Source organism: Dongia sp., assembly GCF_041918875.1.
Taxonomy (GTDB): domain Bacteria; phylum Pseudomonadota; class Alphaproteobacteria; order Dongiales; family Dongiaceae; genus Dongia.
In genome coordinates, this window is the sequence record NZ_JAYRUV010000011.1 from 88029 (window position 1) to 103297 (window position 15269).

Sequence of the window (15269 nt, forward strand, 5' to 3'; positions counted from 1 at the left end):
CAACATGCCGACACCGGTCGGAACAGCGGTCATTCAAGGTATCAAGCCGGGCCTGCGCGTCTTCATCTCGGCAGGGGCGGCCGGCATCGGCCGGGCCATCGCCGACATGTTGATCGTCCATGGCGCCAAGGTCTTCGTCTGCGATGTGGCGCAGCCGGCGATCGACGATTTCAAACGCCGATATCCGACACAGGGCGCCAGCCTGGCGGACGTTTCGGACGAGGCCCAGGTGGCGCGTGTCCTTGGCGAAGCCAAGGCGCATCTGGGCGGGCTTGACGCCCTCATCAACAATGCCGGCATTGCCGGTCCGACCGGTGGCGTCGAGGAGATTGCCGTCGCCGAATGGCGCCGCTGCATCGATGTCGGCCTCACCGGTCAGTTTCTCTGCAGCCATTTCGGCGTGCCGATGCTCAAGGAAGCCGGCGGCGGCGCCATCGTCAACATGTCCTCCGCCGCCGGCCGGCATGGCTATGCCTACCGCACACCTTATTCGGCGGCGAAATTCGGCGTCATCGGCTTTACGCAGAGCCTCGCCAAGGAGCTGGGGCCGAGCAATATCCGCGTCAACGCCATCCTGCCGGGTATCGTCGAGGGGCCGCGCATGGAAGGCGTCATCCGCGCCCGCGCCGAGCAGCTGGGGCTTTCCTATACCGAAATGGAAATGGAATATCTCGCCCGGGTGTCGCTCCGCCGCATGGTGACGCCGCATGACGTGGCGGCCATGGTCGTGTTCCTGCTTTCGCCGATGGGCGAGAATCTGTCGGGCCAGTCGATCGGCGTCGATGGCAATGTCGAGACGCTCTAGGAGGGCCTTGCGATGCCGCACATCGCGATTGTCGGTGCCGGTCTGATCGGGCGCGCATGGGCCCTCTCTTTCGCCAAGGCCGGCCATGAGGTGCGGCTTTTCGATGGGCAGGACGGAGCCGTCGGGAAGGCCATGCAGTTCGCCGCCGAAGCCCTGCCCGCTTTGGCCGAAGAGGGTCTGCTCGACGGGCAGAGTGTCGCCGACGTGATGACGAGGCTGCGGCCGGCGGCAACATTGCCGGTGGCACTCGATGGCGCCGTGCATGTTCAGGAGAGCACACCGGAGGATCTGGCGACCAAGCGGCAGGTATTTGCCGAGCTGGACCGGGTTGCAGCCCCCGGGACCGTGCTTGCCAGTTCGACCTCGGCATTGCTGCCATCCAGCTTTACCGCGGATCTGCCAGGCCGGGCGCGCTGCCTTGTCGTGCATCCGATCAACCCGCCCTATCTGATCCCCGCTGCCGAGATCGTGCCGGCACCCTGGACCGACCCGGCCGTCGTTGAGCGCACGCGTTCCCTGATGACGGAAACCGGACAGGCGCCCATCGTCATGAAGCGCGAACTCGATGGCTTTGTCATGAACCGCATGCAGGGCGCGCTGCTGGAAGAAGCCTTCCGCCTCGTCGCCGATGGCTATGCCACGGTCGAGGATATCGATGTCGGCATCCGCGATGGCCTCGCCCTGCGCTGGTCCTTCATGGGGCCGTTCGAGACGATCGACCTCAATGCGCCGGCCGGCGTGCGCGATTATGTGACGCGCTACCAGCGGATTTATGAGCGCCTGTTCCCGTCGATGCGGCGCCGGGTCGATTGGGCCGGGCCCGTCATCGGCCAGATCGAGCAGGAGCGCCGCGCGAAGCTGCCGGCCGACCAATTGGCGAGCCGCCAGGTCTGGCGCGACCGCCGCCTGATGGCGCTCATAGCCCATAAACGCAATGCCGCTCGCAAGATCGGCTCCTGAGGACGGTATTTCATCATGGCCCAGAAGCGAAAAGTCATCATCACCTGCGCCGTTACGGGTGCCATTCATACCCCCTCGATGTCACCCTATCTGCCGGTGACGGCGGCGGAGATCGCCAATGCCGCGATCGGCGCGGCCGAAGCGGGTGCCGCCATCGTGCATCTGCACGCGCGCGATCCCGCGACCGGCCGGCCCGACCAGACGCCTCGGGCTTTCGAACCGTTCCTCAAAATCATCAAGCAGCGCTCGAACTGCGTGGTGAACCTCACCTCCGGCGGCGCGCCGTGGATGAAGATCGAGGAGCGCATCATGCCTTCGGTCACCTTCAAGCCGGAAGTAGCCTCGCTCAACATGGGCTCGATGAATTTCGGCCTCTATCCGATGCTGAACCGCTTCAAGGATTTCAAGCACGAATGGGAGCGGGAGGCGCTCGAAAACTCGCGCGATCTCATTTTCCGCAACACATTCAAGGATATCGAATACGCGCTGAGGACGCTCAACGAAACGGGCATTCGCTTCGAGTTCGAATGCTACGATGTCGGCCATCTCTACAACCTGCATCATTTCCTGGAGCGCGGCCTGGTCAAGCCGCCACTCTTCGTGCAGACGGTCTTCGGCATCCTGGGCGGGATCGGTCCGCATCCGGAGGATGTCATGCATATGAAGCGGACCGCCGACCGGCTGTTCGGCGACCAGTATCACTGGTCCGTCCTGGGCGCCGGGCGCAATCAGATGCCGATTGCCGCCATGTCCATCGCCATGGGCGGCAATGTGCGCGTGGGGCTGGAGGATTCGCTCTGGGGCGGGCCGGGCAGGCTTGCCCAGTCGAACGCCGAGCAGGTGACGACCGCGCGCAAGCTGATCGAAGGTCTGGGACTGGAAATCGCCACGCCGGATGAAGCGCGCTCGATCCTCGGTCTCAAAGGCGCCGACAAGGTCGCATTCTAGGGCTCCAACTGTTGTGAGGGGAGAATATTCATGCGGATCGAAGTACTGGTGGATGTGAAGACGATCCTGGGCGAAGGCCCGCTCTGGGATGTCGAACAGCAGCGCCTCTATTGGATCGACAGTTTCGGCTGCAATGTCTTTCGCGCCACGGTCGACGGTCGCGAGATCCGCGCCTGGGACGTGCCTGCCAAGATCGGCTCGATGGCGCTGCGCAAGGACGGGCAGGGCGCCATCTGTTCGCTGCAGACGGGCTTCCACGCGCTGGACTTCAAGACCGGTGAAAGCACGTTGATCGCCGATCCCGATGGCGGCAACCCTACATTGCGCCTCAATGACGGCAAGGTCGACCGCCGCGGCCGCTTCATTGCCGGCTCGATGGATACGATGGAGGCCGGCCCCAACGGCTCGCTTTACCGGCTCGATCCGGATTTCAAGGTGACCAGGCTCGACAGCGGTATAATCGTCTCCAACGGTCCCTGCTTCAGTCCGGACGATAGGCATCTCTATTTCGCCGACAGCTGGTCCGGCGAGATCTGGGTCTATGATTACGACATCGATACCGGCAATGTTTCCAACCGCCGCACTTTCACCAAGGTCGATACCAGCCGCGGCGGTGCCGCCGACGGCTCGACCGTCGATGCCGAAGGCTGTCTGTGGAACGCACAGGTCTATGACGCCAAGATTGTGCGCTATACGCCGGAGGGCAAGGTTGACCGCGTCATCGACATGCCGGTCAAAAAGGTGACCAGCGTGATGTTCGGTGGGCCGAACCTCGATATTCTTTTCGTCACGTCGATGGCAAAGCCACCGCTGCCGCGCTTTCCTGGCGACGGGGTTCTGCGCGGCAGCCTGTTCGCGATCTACGATCTGGGCGTTCGCGGTGTGCCGGAACCGCGCTTTGGTGCCTAGCCTTCGGCGACGATCAGCGCGACGTTGGCGCGGTCGAGGGCCGAGCGCAGATGGTCGGGCGGCGGTGCGTCGGTGATGAGCGTGTCGACTTCCTCCAGCGTGCCGACGCGCGCCATGGACAGGCGCCCGAATTTCGAGGAATCGCACAAGGCGACGGTCTGCACGGCGCGCTCGATATAGACACGCTTGATCTCGGTATCCTCCAGCGAATAGTCGAATAGGCCCTGATCGGTCAGGCCCGAAAAGCCGATGAACACCTGGTCGAACCAGTAATGCCTCAACTGCGCGATGGCTATGGAGCCGTAGACCGAAAGCTCCTTGGCGCGCAGCTGGCCCCCCGGCAGGTAGACATTGGCCGGGCCGTCGGCCAGCAGCGTGGCGGCACGCACATTGTTGGTGAAGATCTTGATGTCCGCGCGCGGCACCAGATGCCGGGCAAGTTCCAACGTTGTCGTTCCGACATCGATGCCGATGGTGGCACCCGGGCGCACCAGGCCGGCTGCCGCGACGCCGATGCGCGCCTTGGCATCGGCGTTGCGCCGCCTTCTTGCCTCGAAGGTAGGCTCATCGCTGTCGAAGGCCTCGGTGCCGACGCCCTTGCCGGCCAATGCGCCGCCATGGGTCCTGACGAGCAGGCCCTGGCTTTCCAGGCGTGTGAGGTCCCTGCGCACGGTGATTTCCGAAACGCCCAGTTCGCTTGCGATCTCGCTTACGGCGGCAAATCCGCGCCGCTCGACGAAGTCGCGCAGCAACCCGTCACGGATGGCAACGGAGGTCCGCGCGGCGGCTGGCTGTTTGGTGACGCGATCGCTCATGAACCCCTGCAACCAGAATGATCATTTTCGATCATACTAGCGGTCCTTCTTCGTAAATCCAGTGAAAGTGACTTGCCACAGTCGGATTTCAGCGCTAGGAATGATCGAAATCGATCTATAATGATCGAAAACGAAAGGTTATGGGGATGCTGAAGGATCTGGCGGGCAAACGCGCCATAGTCACGGGCGGCGCGACCGGCATTGGCTACGCGATCGCGCGGCAATTCCACGCCGCAGGCATGCGCGTGGCCATCGTGGATATCGACGAAGCGGGTGCGGTTTCGGCGGCCAAGCGCCTGGGCGACCAGCATTTCGGCCTCAAGATCGACGTGCGCGAGCGTGCCGGCGTGACGGCCGCTTTCGACGCGGTCGCGCAGAAATTCGGCGGCTACGACATTCTGGCCGCCAATGCCGGCGTTTCCTCCATGAAGCTTGTGGTCGATCTTGACGACGAGGATTGGGATTTCAATTTCGACGTCAATGCCAAGGGAATCTTTCTCACCAATCAGGCGGCGGTGCGGCATTTCCTGAAGGAAATGCGGCAAGGTGTCATCGTCAACACGGCCTCGCTTGCAGGGAAATGGGGCGCACCTTGGCTGGCGCATTATTCCGCCAGCAAGTTCGCCGTTATCGGCTTCACCCAGGCGCTGGCGCGCGAGATGGCGCCGCATGGCATCCGCGTCAATTGCGTCTGCCCGGGCTTCGTCAAGACCGGCATGCAGTCGCGCGAAGTGGAATGGGAAGCGAAGTTGCGGCAGATGTCGCCGCAGGCGGTGATCGACGATTACATCAACCAGACCCCGATGGGACGCCTCGAAGAGCCGGACGATGTCGCCAAGACGGTACTGTTCCTGGCCAGCGATCTGGCCGGCTTCGTCACCGGCGAGGCGCTCAATGTCACCGGCGGCGTCAGGATGGATTGAGGCGGATCATGCGACCGGGTTGGCGCCATATCGTCCCGCATGTCGTGCTTTCGGTCTTCTCGCTGTGCATTCTGCTGCCGCTGATCTGGGTCTTGCGCGTCAGTCTTACCGACAAGCTCACTGCTTATAAGATCCCGCCCGAAATCGGACATCTCGGGTTCGAAAATTATGTCGAGATTTTCTCGAAATATCCATTTGAGCGTTGGTTTCTCAACAGCCTCATCGTGGCCTTGGCCTCGACGGCCATCGCCCTGCCGCTGGCAACGGCCATGGCCTATGCTTTCGCGCGCTTCAACACGGGCGGCGCCTTCCTGCGCCTTGGCGTGCTGGCCAGCCAGATGCTGCCGCCGATCATCCTGGTCCTGCCGCTCTTCACATTGTTCTTCAGCACCGGCCTGATGCAGACGCATCTGGGTCTTATCCTCTCCCATCTCACCATCAGCCTGCCGTTCCTCGCCTGGATGCTGGTCTCGTTCTTCGAGGGCGATTCGGCGAGCCTCGAGGAAGCGGCCCGTATCGATGGCGCGACGCGCTGGCAGGCCTTCATCAAGATCGCCGTGCCCGTGGCCGCACCCGGCATCCTGGCTGCAGGTCTCCTCGGCTTCATCCTCAGCTGGAATGAGTTCCTTTTCGCGCTTGTCCTGAGCGGTGCCGACAGCCAGACCTTGCCGATCGGCCTTGCCAGCATGGAAACCCATGCCGGTGTCGAAATCGCACCGCTCGCCGCGGCGACGGTCGTCTCGCTGCTGCCGATCTTCGCGCTGCTGCCGTTCCTGCGCAAATATCTGATCAAAGGCTTGTCATTGGGTGCCCTGAAATGACGAGCCCGCGCGCCTTGTCGTGGGGCCTATAATAGGGAGGTTGGATCATGCTCAAGAAACTGCTTCTGGGCTCGGTAATGGCCCTGAGTTTTGCCGGATCGGCCGCGGCCGAGACGGTGAACATCCTGATGGAAGGCGTGCCGGATACCGAGTACGTCAAGGCGCTGGTGCCCGAATTCACCAAGGAAACCGGCATCGACGTCAATCTCGAAGTCGTCAACTATGCGGAAATGCACACCAAGCTGGTCCCGCAGCTGGTGGCGCCCAAGGGCAGCTATTCCGCCATCGTGGTCGATTTCTACTGGGTCGGCGAATTCGCCAAGGCCGGCTGGATGCAGCCGCTTGATGAGCGCATCAAGGCCGACAATTTCGACACGTCCGCTTATGTGCCGGCGCTGATGGACCTCGTCGGCAAGGTTGACGGCACCACCTACATGCTGCCCTTCTATAACTATGCGATGGGCCTGACCTACCGCACCGATCTGCTGGCCGACGCGAAGAACCAGGCCGATTTCAAGGCCAAGTACAATATGGACCTGCGCGTTCCGGAGACCTGGGACGAATATCTGAAGCAGGTCGAATTCTTCACCAGGGACGGCTTCTACGGTGTGGTCAATCAGGGCCTGCGCCCCGATCCGATCGCCATGGAATGGTCGAACTATCTCTTCGCCAATGGCGGCGAATATCATGACGCCGACTGGAAGCCGACGCTCAATACCGAGGCCGGTGTGAAGGCGCTGGAGCAGTACGCCACCGCCATCAACAAATACGGCCCCGTCGGCTCGGCGAGCTTCGGCTTCGACGAAGCCTTCAATGTGATGGCGCAGGGCAAGGCCTATAGCTACATCACCTACAATTTCTTCCGCACCTCTTATGACGATCCCAGCAAATCGGCCGTCGTCGGCAAGGTCGAGATCATGCCGGTGCCGGGCGTCTCGCCCGACAAGGGCGGCAGCCTCAACGGTGCCTGGGGCTGGGCCATTCCGAAATCGAGTCCGAATCCGGATGCGGCCTGGACCTTCCTGAAGTGGGTCGAATCCAAGGAAATCGCCAAGAAGCGTGCGCTGGCCGGTGGCTCGCCGACCCGCACCGACGTCTTCGACGATCCGGACGTGCTGGCGAAATACCCCTACTACCCGGCGCTGAAGAAGCTTCTCCTCACCAGCCACAATTTCGCGGTCTTCACCTACACCCCGCAATTGGTGGAAGTGCTGGGTCGTGAACTCAGCCTGGCCGTGGCCGGTGAGAAGAGTCCGCAGGATGCCTTGGCGGCGATCGAGGTCGAGTTCACCGAACTCGCCAAGAAAGACGGCAAGCTGAAGTAACGAGACGAAGCGGGGAAGCAGGCATGATGGGCAGGATGGAACAGGCAGCCAACGCAGCCGACCGGCGCGACCGCCGGTTCGGCTACGCCATGGCGAGCCCCAGCCTCATCGTGCTGTTTCTCATCATCCTCTTCCCCGTTCTTTCGGCGCTCTTCACGTCTCTCCACGAATACACGCTGATCGCGCCGAATTTCGATGTCTTCACCGGATTGACGAACTTCAAACTGGCGCTGGCTGACGCCGAGTTCCGCCACTCCGCCTGGCTGACCTCGCGCTTCGTCATCGGCGTGGTGGTGCTGGAATTCATCATCGGCTTTGCCGTCGCCCTGATGCTCAACAAGGTCGAACGCCTGAAGCCGGTCTATTACGCCATCCTGCTCTGTCCGCTGCTGATGAACCCGGTCATCGTCGGTCTCATCTGGCGCATGTTCCTGCATCCCAATCTCGGCATCGTCAATTACCTGTTGGGAACGATCGGCATCAGCCCGGTCAATTGGCTGGGAGACACCAAGGTGGCGATCTGGACGGTGATCCTGGTCGATATCTGGCACCAGGTTTCGTTCATGATCGTGCTGCTGCTGGCTGGCCTCTCGTCCCTCCCCAAGGAGCCTTACGAGGCGGCAAGGGTCGACGGCGCCAACGCCTTCCAATGCTTCATCCACATCACGCTGCCGATGATGCGGACGGTGATCGTGGTGACGCTGCTCATCCGCCTCATCTTCGCGGTGAAGACCTACGACCTCATCTACATCATGACGCGCGGGGGCCCTGGCACGGCGACGGATTTCGTCAGCTATTTCATCTACCGGACGGCCTTCGTCAGCCTCAACATCGGCGAGGCTTCCGCCATGTCGATCATCCTGCTGACGGCCATTCTGGGTCTCACCGCCTATCTTTATCGCTACATGCGCTCGTTGAATTGAGGACAAGCTGTCAATGGCCGGCATCGAGTTAAGGAATATCAGCAAGGTCTATGGCGGCTCGGTCGTCGCCGTCGACGATATCAGCCTCGAGATCAAGGATGGCGAGTTCATGATCTTCCTGGGCCCGTCGGGCTGCGGCAAATCCACCACCTTGCGCATGATCGGTGGGCTCGAATCCATTTCGAAGGGCGATCTCCTCATCGGCGGCAAGCGGATGAACGAGGTCGACCCGGCCGACCGCGACATCGCCATCGTCTTCCAGAATTACGCGCTCTATCCGCACATGACGGTGGCCGGCAATCTCGGTTTCGGCCTGAAGCTGCGCGGGGTCGAAAAGGGCGAGATCGCGCGGCGCATCAAGGCGATCTCCACCATGATGGGTATCGAGCCGCTGCTCGAACGCAAGCCCGCTCAGCTTTCCGGCGGTCAGCGCCAGCGTGTCGCATTGGGGCGCGCCCTGGTGCGCGAGCCGCAGGCATTCCTGCTCGACGAACCGCTCTCGAACCTTGATGCCAAGTTGCGCGCCGCCATGCGCACCGAGCTTATCAAGCTGCATCACAAGGTCGGCACCACCATCATCCATGTGACGCATGACCAGATCGAGGCCATGACCATGGGCCAGCGCATCTGCATCATGAAGGATGGCCATATCATCCAGGTCGGCGCGCCTTTGGAAGTCTATCGCAACCCGGCCAATACCTTCGTCGCCGGGTTCCTGGCCAGTCCACCCATGAATCTGGTGGCTGGCGGCCTGGATGGCGCCGGGCAGGGCGGGCTCGATGCCATCGTTGGCGCCGCCCGTTTGCCGATCCCGCAGGCCTTCCGGCAAAGCTATGCCAGCCAAGCGGGGCAAGCGGTAACGGTCGGCCTGCGGCCCGAGGATTTCCATCTCGCTCCCATGGGTGAGCGGTCTACGCCCGTCACTGTCCTGGCTGTCGCCGTGGAACTGCTTGGTCCGGAAGTGATCCTGGTCGCGGAACTCGGCGGTGCTGGTGGGCCGGAGATCATGGCCCGCATGCCGCGCGATTTCCTGGCACGTCCCGGTGCCGGCCTCACGCTTCATTACGATCTCACCCAGATGCATCTCTTCGACGCGCGGACCGGCAATGTTCTCGTTCGTCCGCAAATCGCCTGATCCCTTTTGAAAAACAGAGAGCCCAGCATGATCAAGACAGTTTTCGGCAGCCACAAACCCATTATCGCCATGATTCATTTCGGCCCCCTGCCGGGCTCGCCGCTCTATGACAAGGATGGCGGCATGCAGAAGCTGATCGATCTGGCGGCGGCCGATATCGCAGCCCTTCAGGATGGCGGTGTCGACGCCGTCATGTTCGGCAATGAGGGCGACCGGCCCTATCTGCTCAAGGCGTCGCCACAATCCCTGGCGGCCATGTCCTTTGCCGTGGGTGAACTGAAGCGGTCGATCAAGATCCCCTTCGGTGTCAACTATCTGTGGGACCCGGTGGCCAGCGTCGCGCTGGGCATCGCCAGCGGCGCGCGCTTTGTGCGCGAAATCTTCACCGGCGTCTATGATTCCGACATGGGCCTGTGGGCGCCGGATGCGGCCAGCGCCGTTCGCCTGCGTGCCGATTGCAACCGGGCCGATCTGAAGCTGATGTACAATATCAATGCCGAGTTCGCCTCGCCCATCGGCGACCGGTCGATCGCCGCGCGTGCCAAGAGCGCCGTCTTCTCGTCGCTCGCCGATATCGTGCTCGTTTCCGGCCCGATGACCGGCGAAGCGGTCGAAACCGGCAACCTCAAGAAGGTAAAGGACGTGCTGCCCGATACGCCGGTTTTCGCCAATACCGGCGTCAATATCGACAATGTTGCCGACATCCTCTCGATCGCCGACGGCGCCGTGATCGGCACGCATTTCAAGGTGGACGGCGATACCTGGAAGGCAGTCGACAAGGCCCGCGTCAGCCGCTTCATGGACAAGGTGCGCAAGATCCGCTGAGATACCGGCATGTCCTATCTTATCGGCCTCGATATCGGCACGACGTCGACCATCGGCATCATCATCGATACCGAGGGGAATTCCCTGGCCGTCGAAAGCCGGCCGGTGACGCTCCATGCCGACCATGCAAATTGGTCGGAGGAGGAGCCGGCGCAATGGTGGGCGAATGTCGGGGAGATCTGCCGCGCTCTGCTGCAGAAGACCGGCATAGCGGCGGCCGATATCGCCGGCATCGGCGTCACCGGCATGCTGCCGACCGTGATCCTGCTGGATGAGACCGGCCGGCCGTTGCGCCGCAGTATCCAGCAGAACGATGCGCGCGCCACCAGGCAGCTCGGTATCTTCCGCCAGGGCATGGACGAGGCGCGCTTCCTGGCTCTTTCAGGAACCGGCTACAGCCAGCAATTGGTGGGCCCCAAGCTGATGTGGCTGCGCGAGCATGAGCCGGAGAATTTCGCCCGCGCACGCCATGTGGTCGGCGCTTCGGACTATATCACCAGCGAACTTACCGGCACGATCCAGGTCGAGCATAATTGGGCGCTGGAATCGGGCTTCGTCGAAGTTGCAACCGGTCGCTACCATCAGGAGCTGATCGGCCTCTGCGGCATCGATCCAGCGTTGCTGGCCCCAATCCGCAAGAGCCACGATTTGGTGGGGCAGGTCACGGCCGCCGCCGCGACCCATACGGGCCTCAGGGCCGGAACGCCGGTCGTGGCCGGCTGCGCCGACCATGTCGCCTCGGCCTTCGTCTGCGGTGCTGCGCGCAACGGCGATCTGGTGCTGAAATTCGGTGGGGCCGGCGACATCCTGCTCTCCTCCGACAGGCCGGTCGCGGATCGGCGCCTGTTCCTCGACTATCACATCGTTCCCGGACTCTATTTCCCCAACGGCTGCATGGCGTCGAGCGGCAGCTTTCTCAACTGGGTCGTGGCCAATTGGGGCGGCGGCGCCGGCATTGAGGCGAAGGCGGCCGGCCTCTCGACCCATCAATGGCTGGACAGGCAATCGGCCGAAATCGGCCCCGAGAGCAGCGTGCTTTTCCTGCCCTATTTCCTGGGCGAGAAGACGCCGCTGAACGACCCGCATGCACGCGGCACGTTGGTGGGATTGGGGCTCAATCACGATATCCGGCATGTCTGGCGCGCGGCCCTCGAGGGTGTCGTGTTCGGCTTTCGCCACCATGTCGAGACGTTTCATGAGCTGGGCCTTGCGACGCACCGGGTCTTTGCGGCCGATGGCGGTGCCGCCAGCGATCTGTGGCTGCAGATCGCGGCGGACAGTCTCTGCACGCCGGTGACGCGCATCGACCGCCATCCCGGCTCCTCGCTGGGGGCGGCTTTCGTGGCCGGTCATGGCATCGGCCTCATCAAGGAATGGTCGGCCATCGAGCGCTACGTGGCGCCCGGCCGCACCTTCATGCCGGCACCGGCCAGCCAGGCGGTCCTCAATCGGAAATATCTGCTGTGGCGCGACCTCTATAGGCGCCTGCAGTCTTTCTACCCGGCGCTGGCGGATATCGCGCCGGCCTGAGCGGGATTGGCTAACCGCCAGTCTGCGCTATAGTGGCTCCATGCAGCCACGCGATCGCCTTTGGCACGAAATTGACCGCTATCTTGCCCTCCTCCCGGATATGGAGGGTGGTGTCGCCCGTACGCGCGGACGAATGGCCGAGATGGATGATCTGAGGAAACGGCCGGCAAGCATGCCCCCGGCACCGCCCAGATGCGGCCATTACAGCCAAGCACTCGCGGCGGCCGAGGTCGGGCCGGCCGCCGAATTGGTGCGAATCCTCGATGGTATCGACCTCCATTGGACCGGCTATGACGCGTACGCGGCCGATACTATCGGCTCACTTTTCCCTCGCCGCCATGCCTATACCAGCCTGATCGCGGCGACCGATCCCGATTGGGGCCGTGACTTCGATATCGGCTTCCTGCTCATTGCCCCCGGCACGCTTTACCGTGACCACCACCATCTGGCATCCGAACTCTATGCACCCTTGACCGGTCCGACTTATTGGCGGTTCGGCACCACGGCACCGTGGACGGAGAAAATGCCGGGCGACATTGTCTGGAACCCACCGCAGCGCGTTCACGCAACCTTGGTGCGTGACACGCCGTTGCTCTGCCTTTACGCCTGGACCGAGAATGTTCACGCAACGGCAAAGGTCGATTTCTCACCCGACTGGCGGGAAATCGAAGCGGCTCTGGCTCAAGAGGATGGGGTGGCCCTGTGAAGGCTGTCACCGATTCGGCTCCGTGCGTCACGATAGATACAGATACGAGGTTTCAACTCAATGCACATTCTCATCATCGGTGCCGCCGGCATGGTCGGCCGCAAACTGACCGACCGGCTCATTGCCGATAATGGCCTGGGTGGCAAGGCGGTCGAGAAACTGACCCTGGTGGACGTCATTCCGCCCAGCACGCCGGCGGGCTTCGGCGGCACGGCAAAGGCGCTGACGGCGGATCTCTCGCAGCCGGGCGAAGCGGAGAGGCTGATCGCCGCGCGGCCGGATGTCATTTTCCACCTTGCCGCCATCGTCTCCGGCGAAGCGGAGGCCGATTTCGAGAAAGGCTATCGCATCAACCTCGACGGCACGCGCTATCTCTTTGAAGCGATCCGCCGGGAAAGCCTGCGTGGCCCCTATCGCCCACGCCTGGTCTTCACCTCCTCGATCGCCGTCTTCGGCGCACCCTTTGCCGACAAGATCGATGACACGTTCCTCAGCGCGCCTTTGACCTCCTACGGTACGCAAAAGGCAATCGGCGAATTGCTGCTGTCGGACTATTCGCGCCGCGGCTTCTTCGACGGCATCGGCATCCGCCTGCCCACCATCTGCATCCGCCCGGGCAGGCCCAACAAGGCCGCCTCCGGCTTCTTCTCGAACATCCTGCGCGAGCCCCTGTCGGGGCTGGAAGCGGTCCTGCCGGTGGCTGAAACCGTCCGGCATTGGCATGCCAGTCCCCGCGCGGCGGTCGGGTTCCTGCTGCATGCGGCGACTCTCGATCTCGAGCGCGTGGGATCGCGGCGCAATCTCAGCCTGCCCGGCCTCTCGGCCACCGTCGGCGAGCAGATCGACGCGCTGCGCCGCGTTGCCGGCGAAAAGGCGGTGAAGCTCATCCGCCGCGAAGCGGATGCCACCATCCAGAAAATCGTCGCCGGCTGGCCCAGCGATTTCAACCCGGCCCGCGCGCTGGCACTTGGCTTTCGCGCCGAAAGCTCGTTTGATGAAATCATCCGCGTCCATATCGAGGACGAACTCGGCGGCAAGATCGGCTAAGGCGGGAGCTTGGAATCACATGACCATCAAGACAGCCATCGTCACGGGCGCCGGCACCGGTGTCGGCAAGGCAATCGTCAAGGCGCTGCTGGCGCAAGGCTACAGGATCGCCCTGGTCGGCCGACGGCATGACGTGATACAGGCGGCGGCGCGGGAACTGGACCCCGCCGGTGCCAATACGCTTGTTGTTCCAACCGATATCGGCGATCCGGTCGCGGTCGCAGCTCTCTTCGATCGGGTGAATGCCGTCTGGGGGCGGCTCGACCTGCTGGTGAACAATGCGGGCATCGGCGCCCCCGCCATCCCGCTCGAAGAATTGTCGCCCGAGCAATGGCTGGCGGTGGTCGCGGCCAATCTCAACGGTGCCTTCTTCTGCACGCAGCAGGCATTCAAGATCATGAAAGCGCAATCGCCGCGCGGCGGGCGCATCATCAATAACGGCTCGATTTCAGCCACCACGCCGCGGCCGCATTCGGCGCCTTATACCGCAACCAAACACGCCATCACGGGGCTCACGAAATCGACGGCGCTCGACGGCAGGCCATTCGACATCGCTTGCGGCCAGATCGATATCGGCAATGCCGCCACCGAAATGACCCGCAAGATGGCGACCGGCGTGCTGCAGGCCAATGGCACCACCGCCGTCGAGGCGACAATGGATGTCAAGCATGTTGGCGATGCCGTGGCCTATATGGCCAGCCTGCCGCTGGACGCCAACGTGCTGACCATGACCGTGATGGCGACCCAGATGCCCTTCGTCGGACGCGGCTAGAGCCGATCGCGCCAACCAAGTCCGGCCAGTGTGCCGGCCGCCGGCCGATATTCGCAGCCGACATAGCCGGCATAGCCCAGGGCATCGAGTGCGCGGAGCACCCGGAAATCGTCGAGTTCGCCGCTGCCCGGCTCATGCCGCAGCGGCACGGCGGCGATCTGCACATGGCCGATCAGCGGGAACAGGGTCTTCAAGCCGGTCAGCACATCGCCCTGCATGATCTGGCGATGATAAATGTCGAACTGCAGGCGCAGATTTGGGAGACCCAGTTCCGCGATCAGGTCGGCGGCGAAATTGAAATCGTTCATGAAATAGCCGGGCATGTCGCGACCGTTGATGGGCTCGATCAGGATGTCGATGCCCTGCGGACCGGCCTGGTCGCAGGCATGGCGCAGGGAATCGGCATAGGCGGCGCGGGCAATCGGGTCTGCCCGGTCGGCCAGGCCGCTCATGACATGCAATCGTTTGACATTCGTCGCCACCGCATAGCGTAAGGCTGTGCCGACGCCGGCGCGGAATTCGTCCTTGCGCGCAGGGTCGGCCGCCATGCCACGGTCACCGGCGGCCCAATCGCCGGGCGGCAGGTTGAACAAGACCTGGGTCAGCCCGTTCTTCTGCAGGCCAGTGCCGATTTCCTCGGCCGGATGTTCATAGGGAAAGAGATACTCGACCGCGCCGAAGCCAGCTTCCTTCGCGGCCTGGAAGCGGTCCATGAAGGACCATTCACTGAACATCATGCTGAGATTGGCGGCAAGGCGGATCATGCCGGAAAACCCTTTAAAACAAGGCCGTTTCCATCCTTTTCGGACTATATCAGGCGCAGTC

Annotated in this window: 16 protein-coding genes; 14 read left to right on the top strand and 2 right to left on the bottom strand. The window is 62.8% G+C overall.

The genetic code is table 11. The features are described 5' to 3' along the window. The first annotated feature begins 4 nt into the window (after window positions 1-4). Genes ACE3TY_RS13130 through ACE3TY_RS13145 form a run of 4 tightly spaced genes read left to right on the top strand, consistent with a single transcriptional unit; the run spans window position 5 to window position 3622 of the window. A complete protein-coding gene (locus ACE3TY_RS13130) occupies window positions 5-805 on the top strand; it encodes an SDR family oxidoreductase (RefSeq protein WP_374653613.1) in 801 nt (266 codons plus the stop codon). Window positions 806-817: 12 nt separating this feature from the next. Then, window positions 818-1765 (top strand): 3-hydroxyacyl-CoA dehydrogenase, encoded by a 948-nt coding sequence (locus ACE3TY_RS13135; protein ID WP_374653615.1) that lies wholly within the window; start codon window positions 818-820, stop codon window positions 1763-1765. Window positions 1766-1780: 15 nt separating this feature from the next. After that, a complete protein-coding gene (locus ACE3TY_RS13140) occupies window positions 1781-2713 on the top strand; it encodes a 3-keto-5-aminohexanoate cleavage protein (RefSeq protein WP_374653617.1) in 933 nt (310 codons plus the stop codon). 30 nt (window positions 2714-2743) lie between these two features. Next, the gene (locus ACE3TY_RS13145) at window positions 2744-3622 is read left to right on the top strand and encodes an SMP-30/gluconolactonase/LRE family protein (RefSeq protein WP_374653619.1); all 879 of its coding nucleotides are present in this window, start codon (window positions 2744-2746) and stop codon (window positions 3620-3622) included. Here ACE3TY_RS13145 and ACE3TY_RS13150 read toward each other — a convergent pair. Further along, window positions 3619-4437 (bottom strand): DeoR/GlpR family DNA-binding transcription regulator, encoded by an 819-nt coding sequence (locus ACE3TY_RS13150; RefSeq protein WP_374653621.1) that lies wholly within the window; start codon window positions 4435-4437, stop codon window positions 3619-3621. The genes ACE3TY_RS13145 and ACE3TY_RS13150 overlap by 4 nt on opposite strands. A 146-nt stretch (window positions 4438-4583) precedes the next feature. Between ACE3TY_RS13150 and ACE3TY_RS13155 the strand changes: the two genes are divergently transcribed. The 10 genes from ACE3TY_RS13155 (at window position 4584) to ACE3TY_RS13200 (ending at window position 14444) form a co-directional block, all read left to right on the top strand. Continuing rightward, on the top strand, window positions 4584-5360 hold the full coding sequence (locus ACE3TY_RS13155; RefSeq protein ID WP_374653623.1) for an SDR family NAD(P)-dependent oxidoreductase: 777 nt from the start codon (window positions 4584-4586) through the stop codon (window positions 5358-5360). Window positions 5361-5368: 8 nt separating this feature from the next. Beyond that, a complete protein-coding gene (locus tag ACE3TY_RS13160) occupies window positions 5369-6181 on the top strand; it encodes a carbohydrate ABC transporter permease (RefSeq protein WP_374653625.1) in 813 nt (270 codons plus the stop codon). Window positions 6182-6228: 47 nt separating this feature from the next. After that, complete coding sequence (locus ACE3TY_RS13165) at window positions 6229-7506, top strand: extracellular solute-binding protein (RefSeq protein WP_374653627.1); 1278 nt, start codon at window positions 6229-6231, stop codon at window positions 7504-7506. Window positions 7507-7529: 23 nt separating this feature from the next. Continuing rightward, window positions 7530-8429, top strand: a complete 900-nt coding sequence (locus ACE3TY_RS13170; RefSeq protein WP_374653629.1) for a carbohydrate ABC transporter permease — start codon at window positions 7530-7532, stop codon at window positions 8427-8429. A 13-nt stretch (window positions 8430-8442) separates the two neighbouring features. Beyond that, window positions 8443-9564 carry an ABC transporter ATP-binding protein gene (locus tag ACE3TY_RS13175; protein WP_374653631.1) on the top strand — a complete coding sequence of 374 codons (1122 nt, stop codon included), beginning with the start codon at window positions 8443-8445 and terminating at the stop codon, window positions 9562-9564. A 27-nt stretch (window positions 9565-9591) separates the two neighbouring features. After that, window positions 9592-10389, top strand: a complete 798-nt coding sequence (locus tag ACE3TY_RS13180) for a BtpA/SgcQ family protein (RefSeq protein WP_374653633.1) — start codon at window positions 9592-9594, stop codon at window positions 10387-10389. 9 nt (window positions 10390-10398) lie between these two features. Continuing rightward, a complete protein-coding gene (locus ACE3TY_RS13185) occupies window positions 10399-11919 on the top strand; it encodes an FGGY-family carbohydrate kinase (RefSeq protein ID WP_374653635.1) in 1521 nt (506 codons plus the stop codon). Window positions 11920-12052: 133 nt separating this feature from the next. Next, window positions 12053-12625, top strand: a complete 573-nt coding sequence (locus ACE3TY_RS13190; protein ID WP_374653637.1) for a dimethylsulfonioproprionate lyase family protein — start codon at window positions 12053-12055, stop codon at window positions 12623-12625. A gap of 60 nt (window positions 12626-12685) precedes the next feature. After that, window positions 12686-13672 (top strand): D-erythronate dehydrogenase, encoded by a 987-nt coding sequence (gene denD, locus ACE3TY_RS13195; RefSeq protein WP_374653639.1) that lies wholly within the window; start codon window positions 12686-12688, stop codon window positions 13670-13672. A 19-nt stretch (window positions 13673-13691) separates the two neighbouring features. Next, on the top strand, window positions 13692-14444 hold the full coding sequence (locus ACE3TY_RS13200; protein ID WP_374653641.1) for an SDR family oxidoreductase: 753 nt from the start codon (window positions 13692-13694) through the stop codon (window positions 14442-14444). Here the strand turns inward: ACE3TY_RS13200 and otnI are convergent. Further along, complete coding sequence (otnI, locus tag ACE3TY_RS13205; protein ID WP_374653643.1) at window positions 14441-15208, bottom strand: 2-oxo-tetronate isomerase; 768 nt, start codon at window positions 15206-15208, stop codon at window positions 14441-14443. The genes ACE3TY_RS13200 and otnI overlap by 4 nt on opposite strands. Window positions 15209-15269: the final 61 nt, after the last annotated feature.

What these genes read in the sequence shown, in the direction of transcription:
- ACE3TY_RS13130 (WP_374653613.1), top strand. Translation starts at nt 5, where the DNA reads ATGCCGACACCGGTCGGAACAGCGGTCATTCAAGGTATCAAGCCGGGC.
- ACE3TY_RS13135 (WP_374653615.1), top strand. Translation starts at nt 818, where the DNA reads ATGCCGCACATCGCGATTGTCGGTGCCGGTCTGATCGGGCGCGCATGG.
- ACE3TY_RS13140 (WP_374653617.1), top strand. Translation starts at nt 1,781, where the DNA reads ATGGCCCAGAAGCGAAAAGTCATCATCACCTGCGCCGTTACGGGTGCC.
- ACE3TY_RS13145 (WP_374653619.1), top strand. Translation starts at nt 2,744, where the DNA reads ATGCGGATCGAAGTACTGGTGGATGTGAAGACGATCCTGGGCGAAGGC.
- ACE3TY_RS13150 (WP_374653621.1), bottom strand. Translation starts at nt 4,437, where the DNA reads ATGAGCGATCGCGTCACCAAACAGCCAGCCGCCGCGCGGACCTCCGTT.
- ACE3TY_RS13155 (WP_374653623.1), top strand. Translation starts at nt 4,584, where the DNA reads ATGCTGAAGGATCTGGCGGGCAAACGCGCCATAGTCACGGGCGGCGCG.
- ACE3TY_RS13160 (WP_374653625.1), top strand. Translation starts at nt 5,369, where the DNA reads ATGCGACCGGGTTGGCGCCATATCGTCCCGCATGTCGTGCTTTCGGTC.
- ACE3TY_RS13165 (WP_374653627.1), top strand. Translation starts at nt 6,229, where the DNA reads ATGCTCAAGAAACTGCTTCTGGGCTCGGTAATGGCCCTGAGTTTTGCC.
- ACE3TY_RS13170 (WP_374653629.1), top strand. Translation starts at nt 7,530, where the DNA reads ATGATGGGCAGGATGGAACAGGCAGCCAACGCAGCCGACCGGCGCGAC.
- ACE3TY_RS13175 (WP_374653631.1), top strand. Translation starts at nt 8,443, where the DNA reads ATGGCCGGCATCGAGTTAAGGAATATCAGCAAGGTCTATGGCGGCTCG.
- ACE3TY_RS13180 (WP_374653633.1), top strand. Translation starts at nt 9,592, where the DNA reads ATGATCAAGACAGTTTTCGGCAGCCACAAACCCATTATCGCCATGATT.
- ACE3TY_RS13185 (WP_374653635.1), top strand. Translation starts at nt 10,399, where the DNA reads ATGTCCTATCTTATCGGCCTCGATATCGGCACGACGTCGACCATCGGC.
- ACE3TY_RS13190 (WP_374653637.1), top strand. Translation starts at nt 12,053, where the DNA reads ATGGCCGAGATGGATGATCTGAGGAAACGGCCGGCAAGCATGCCCCCG.
- denD (WP_374653639.1), top strand. Translation starts at nt 12,686, where the DNA reads ATGCACATTCTCATCATCGGTGCCGCCGGCATGGTCGGCCGCAAACTG.
- ACE3TY_RS13200 (WP_374653641.1), top strand. Translation starts at nt 13,692, where the DNA reads ATGACCATCAAGACAGCCATCGTCACGGGCGCCGGCACCGGTGTCGGC.
- otnI (WP_374653643.1), bottom strand. Translation starts at nt 15,208, where the DNA reads ATGATCCGCCTTGCCGCCAATCTCAGCATGATGTTCAGTGAATGGTCC.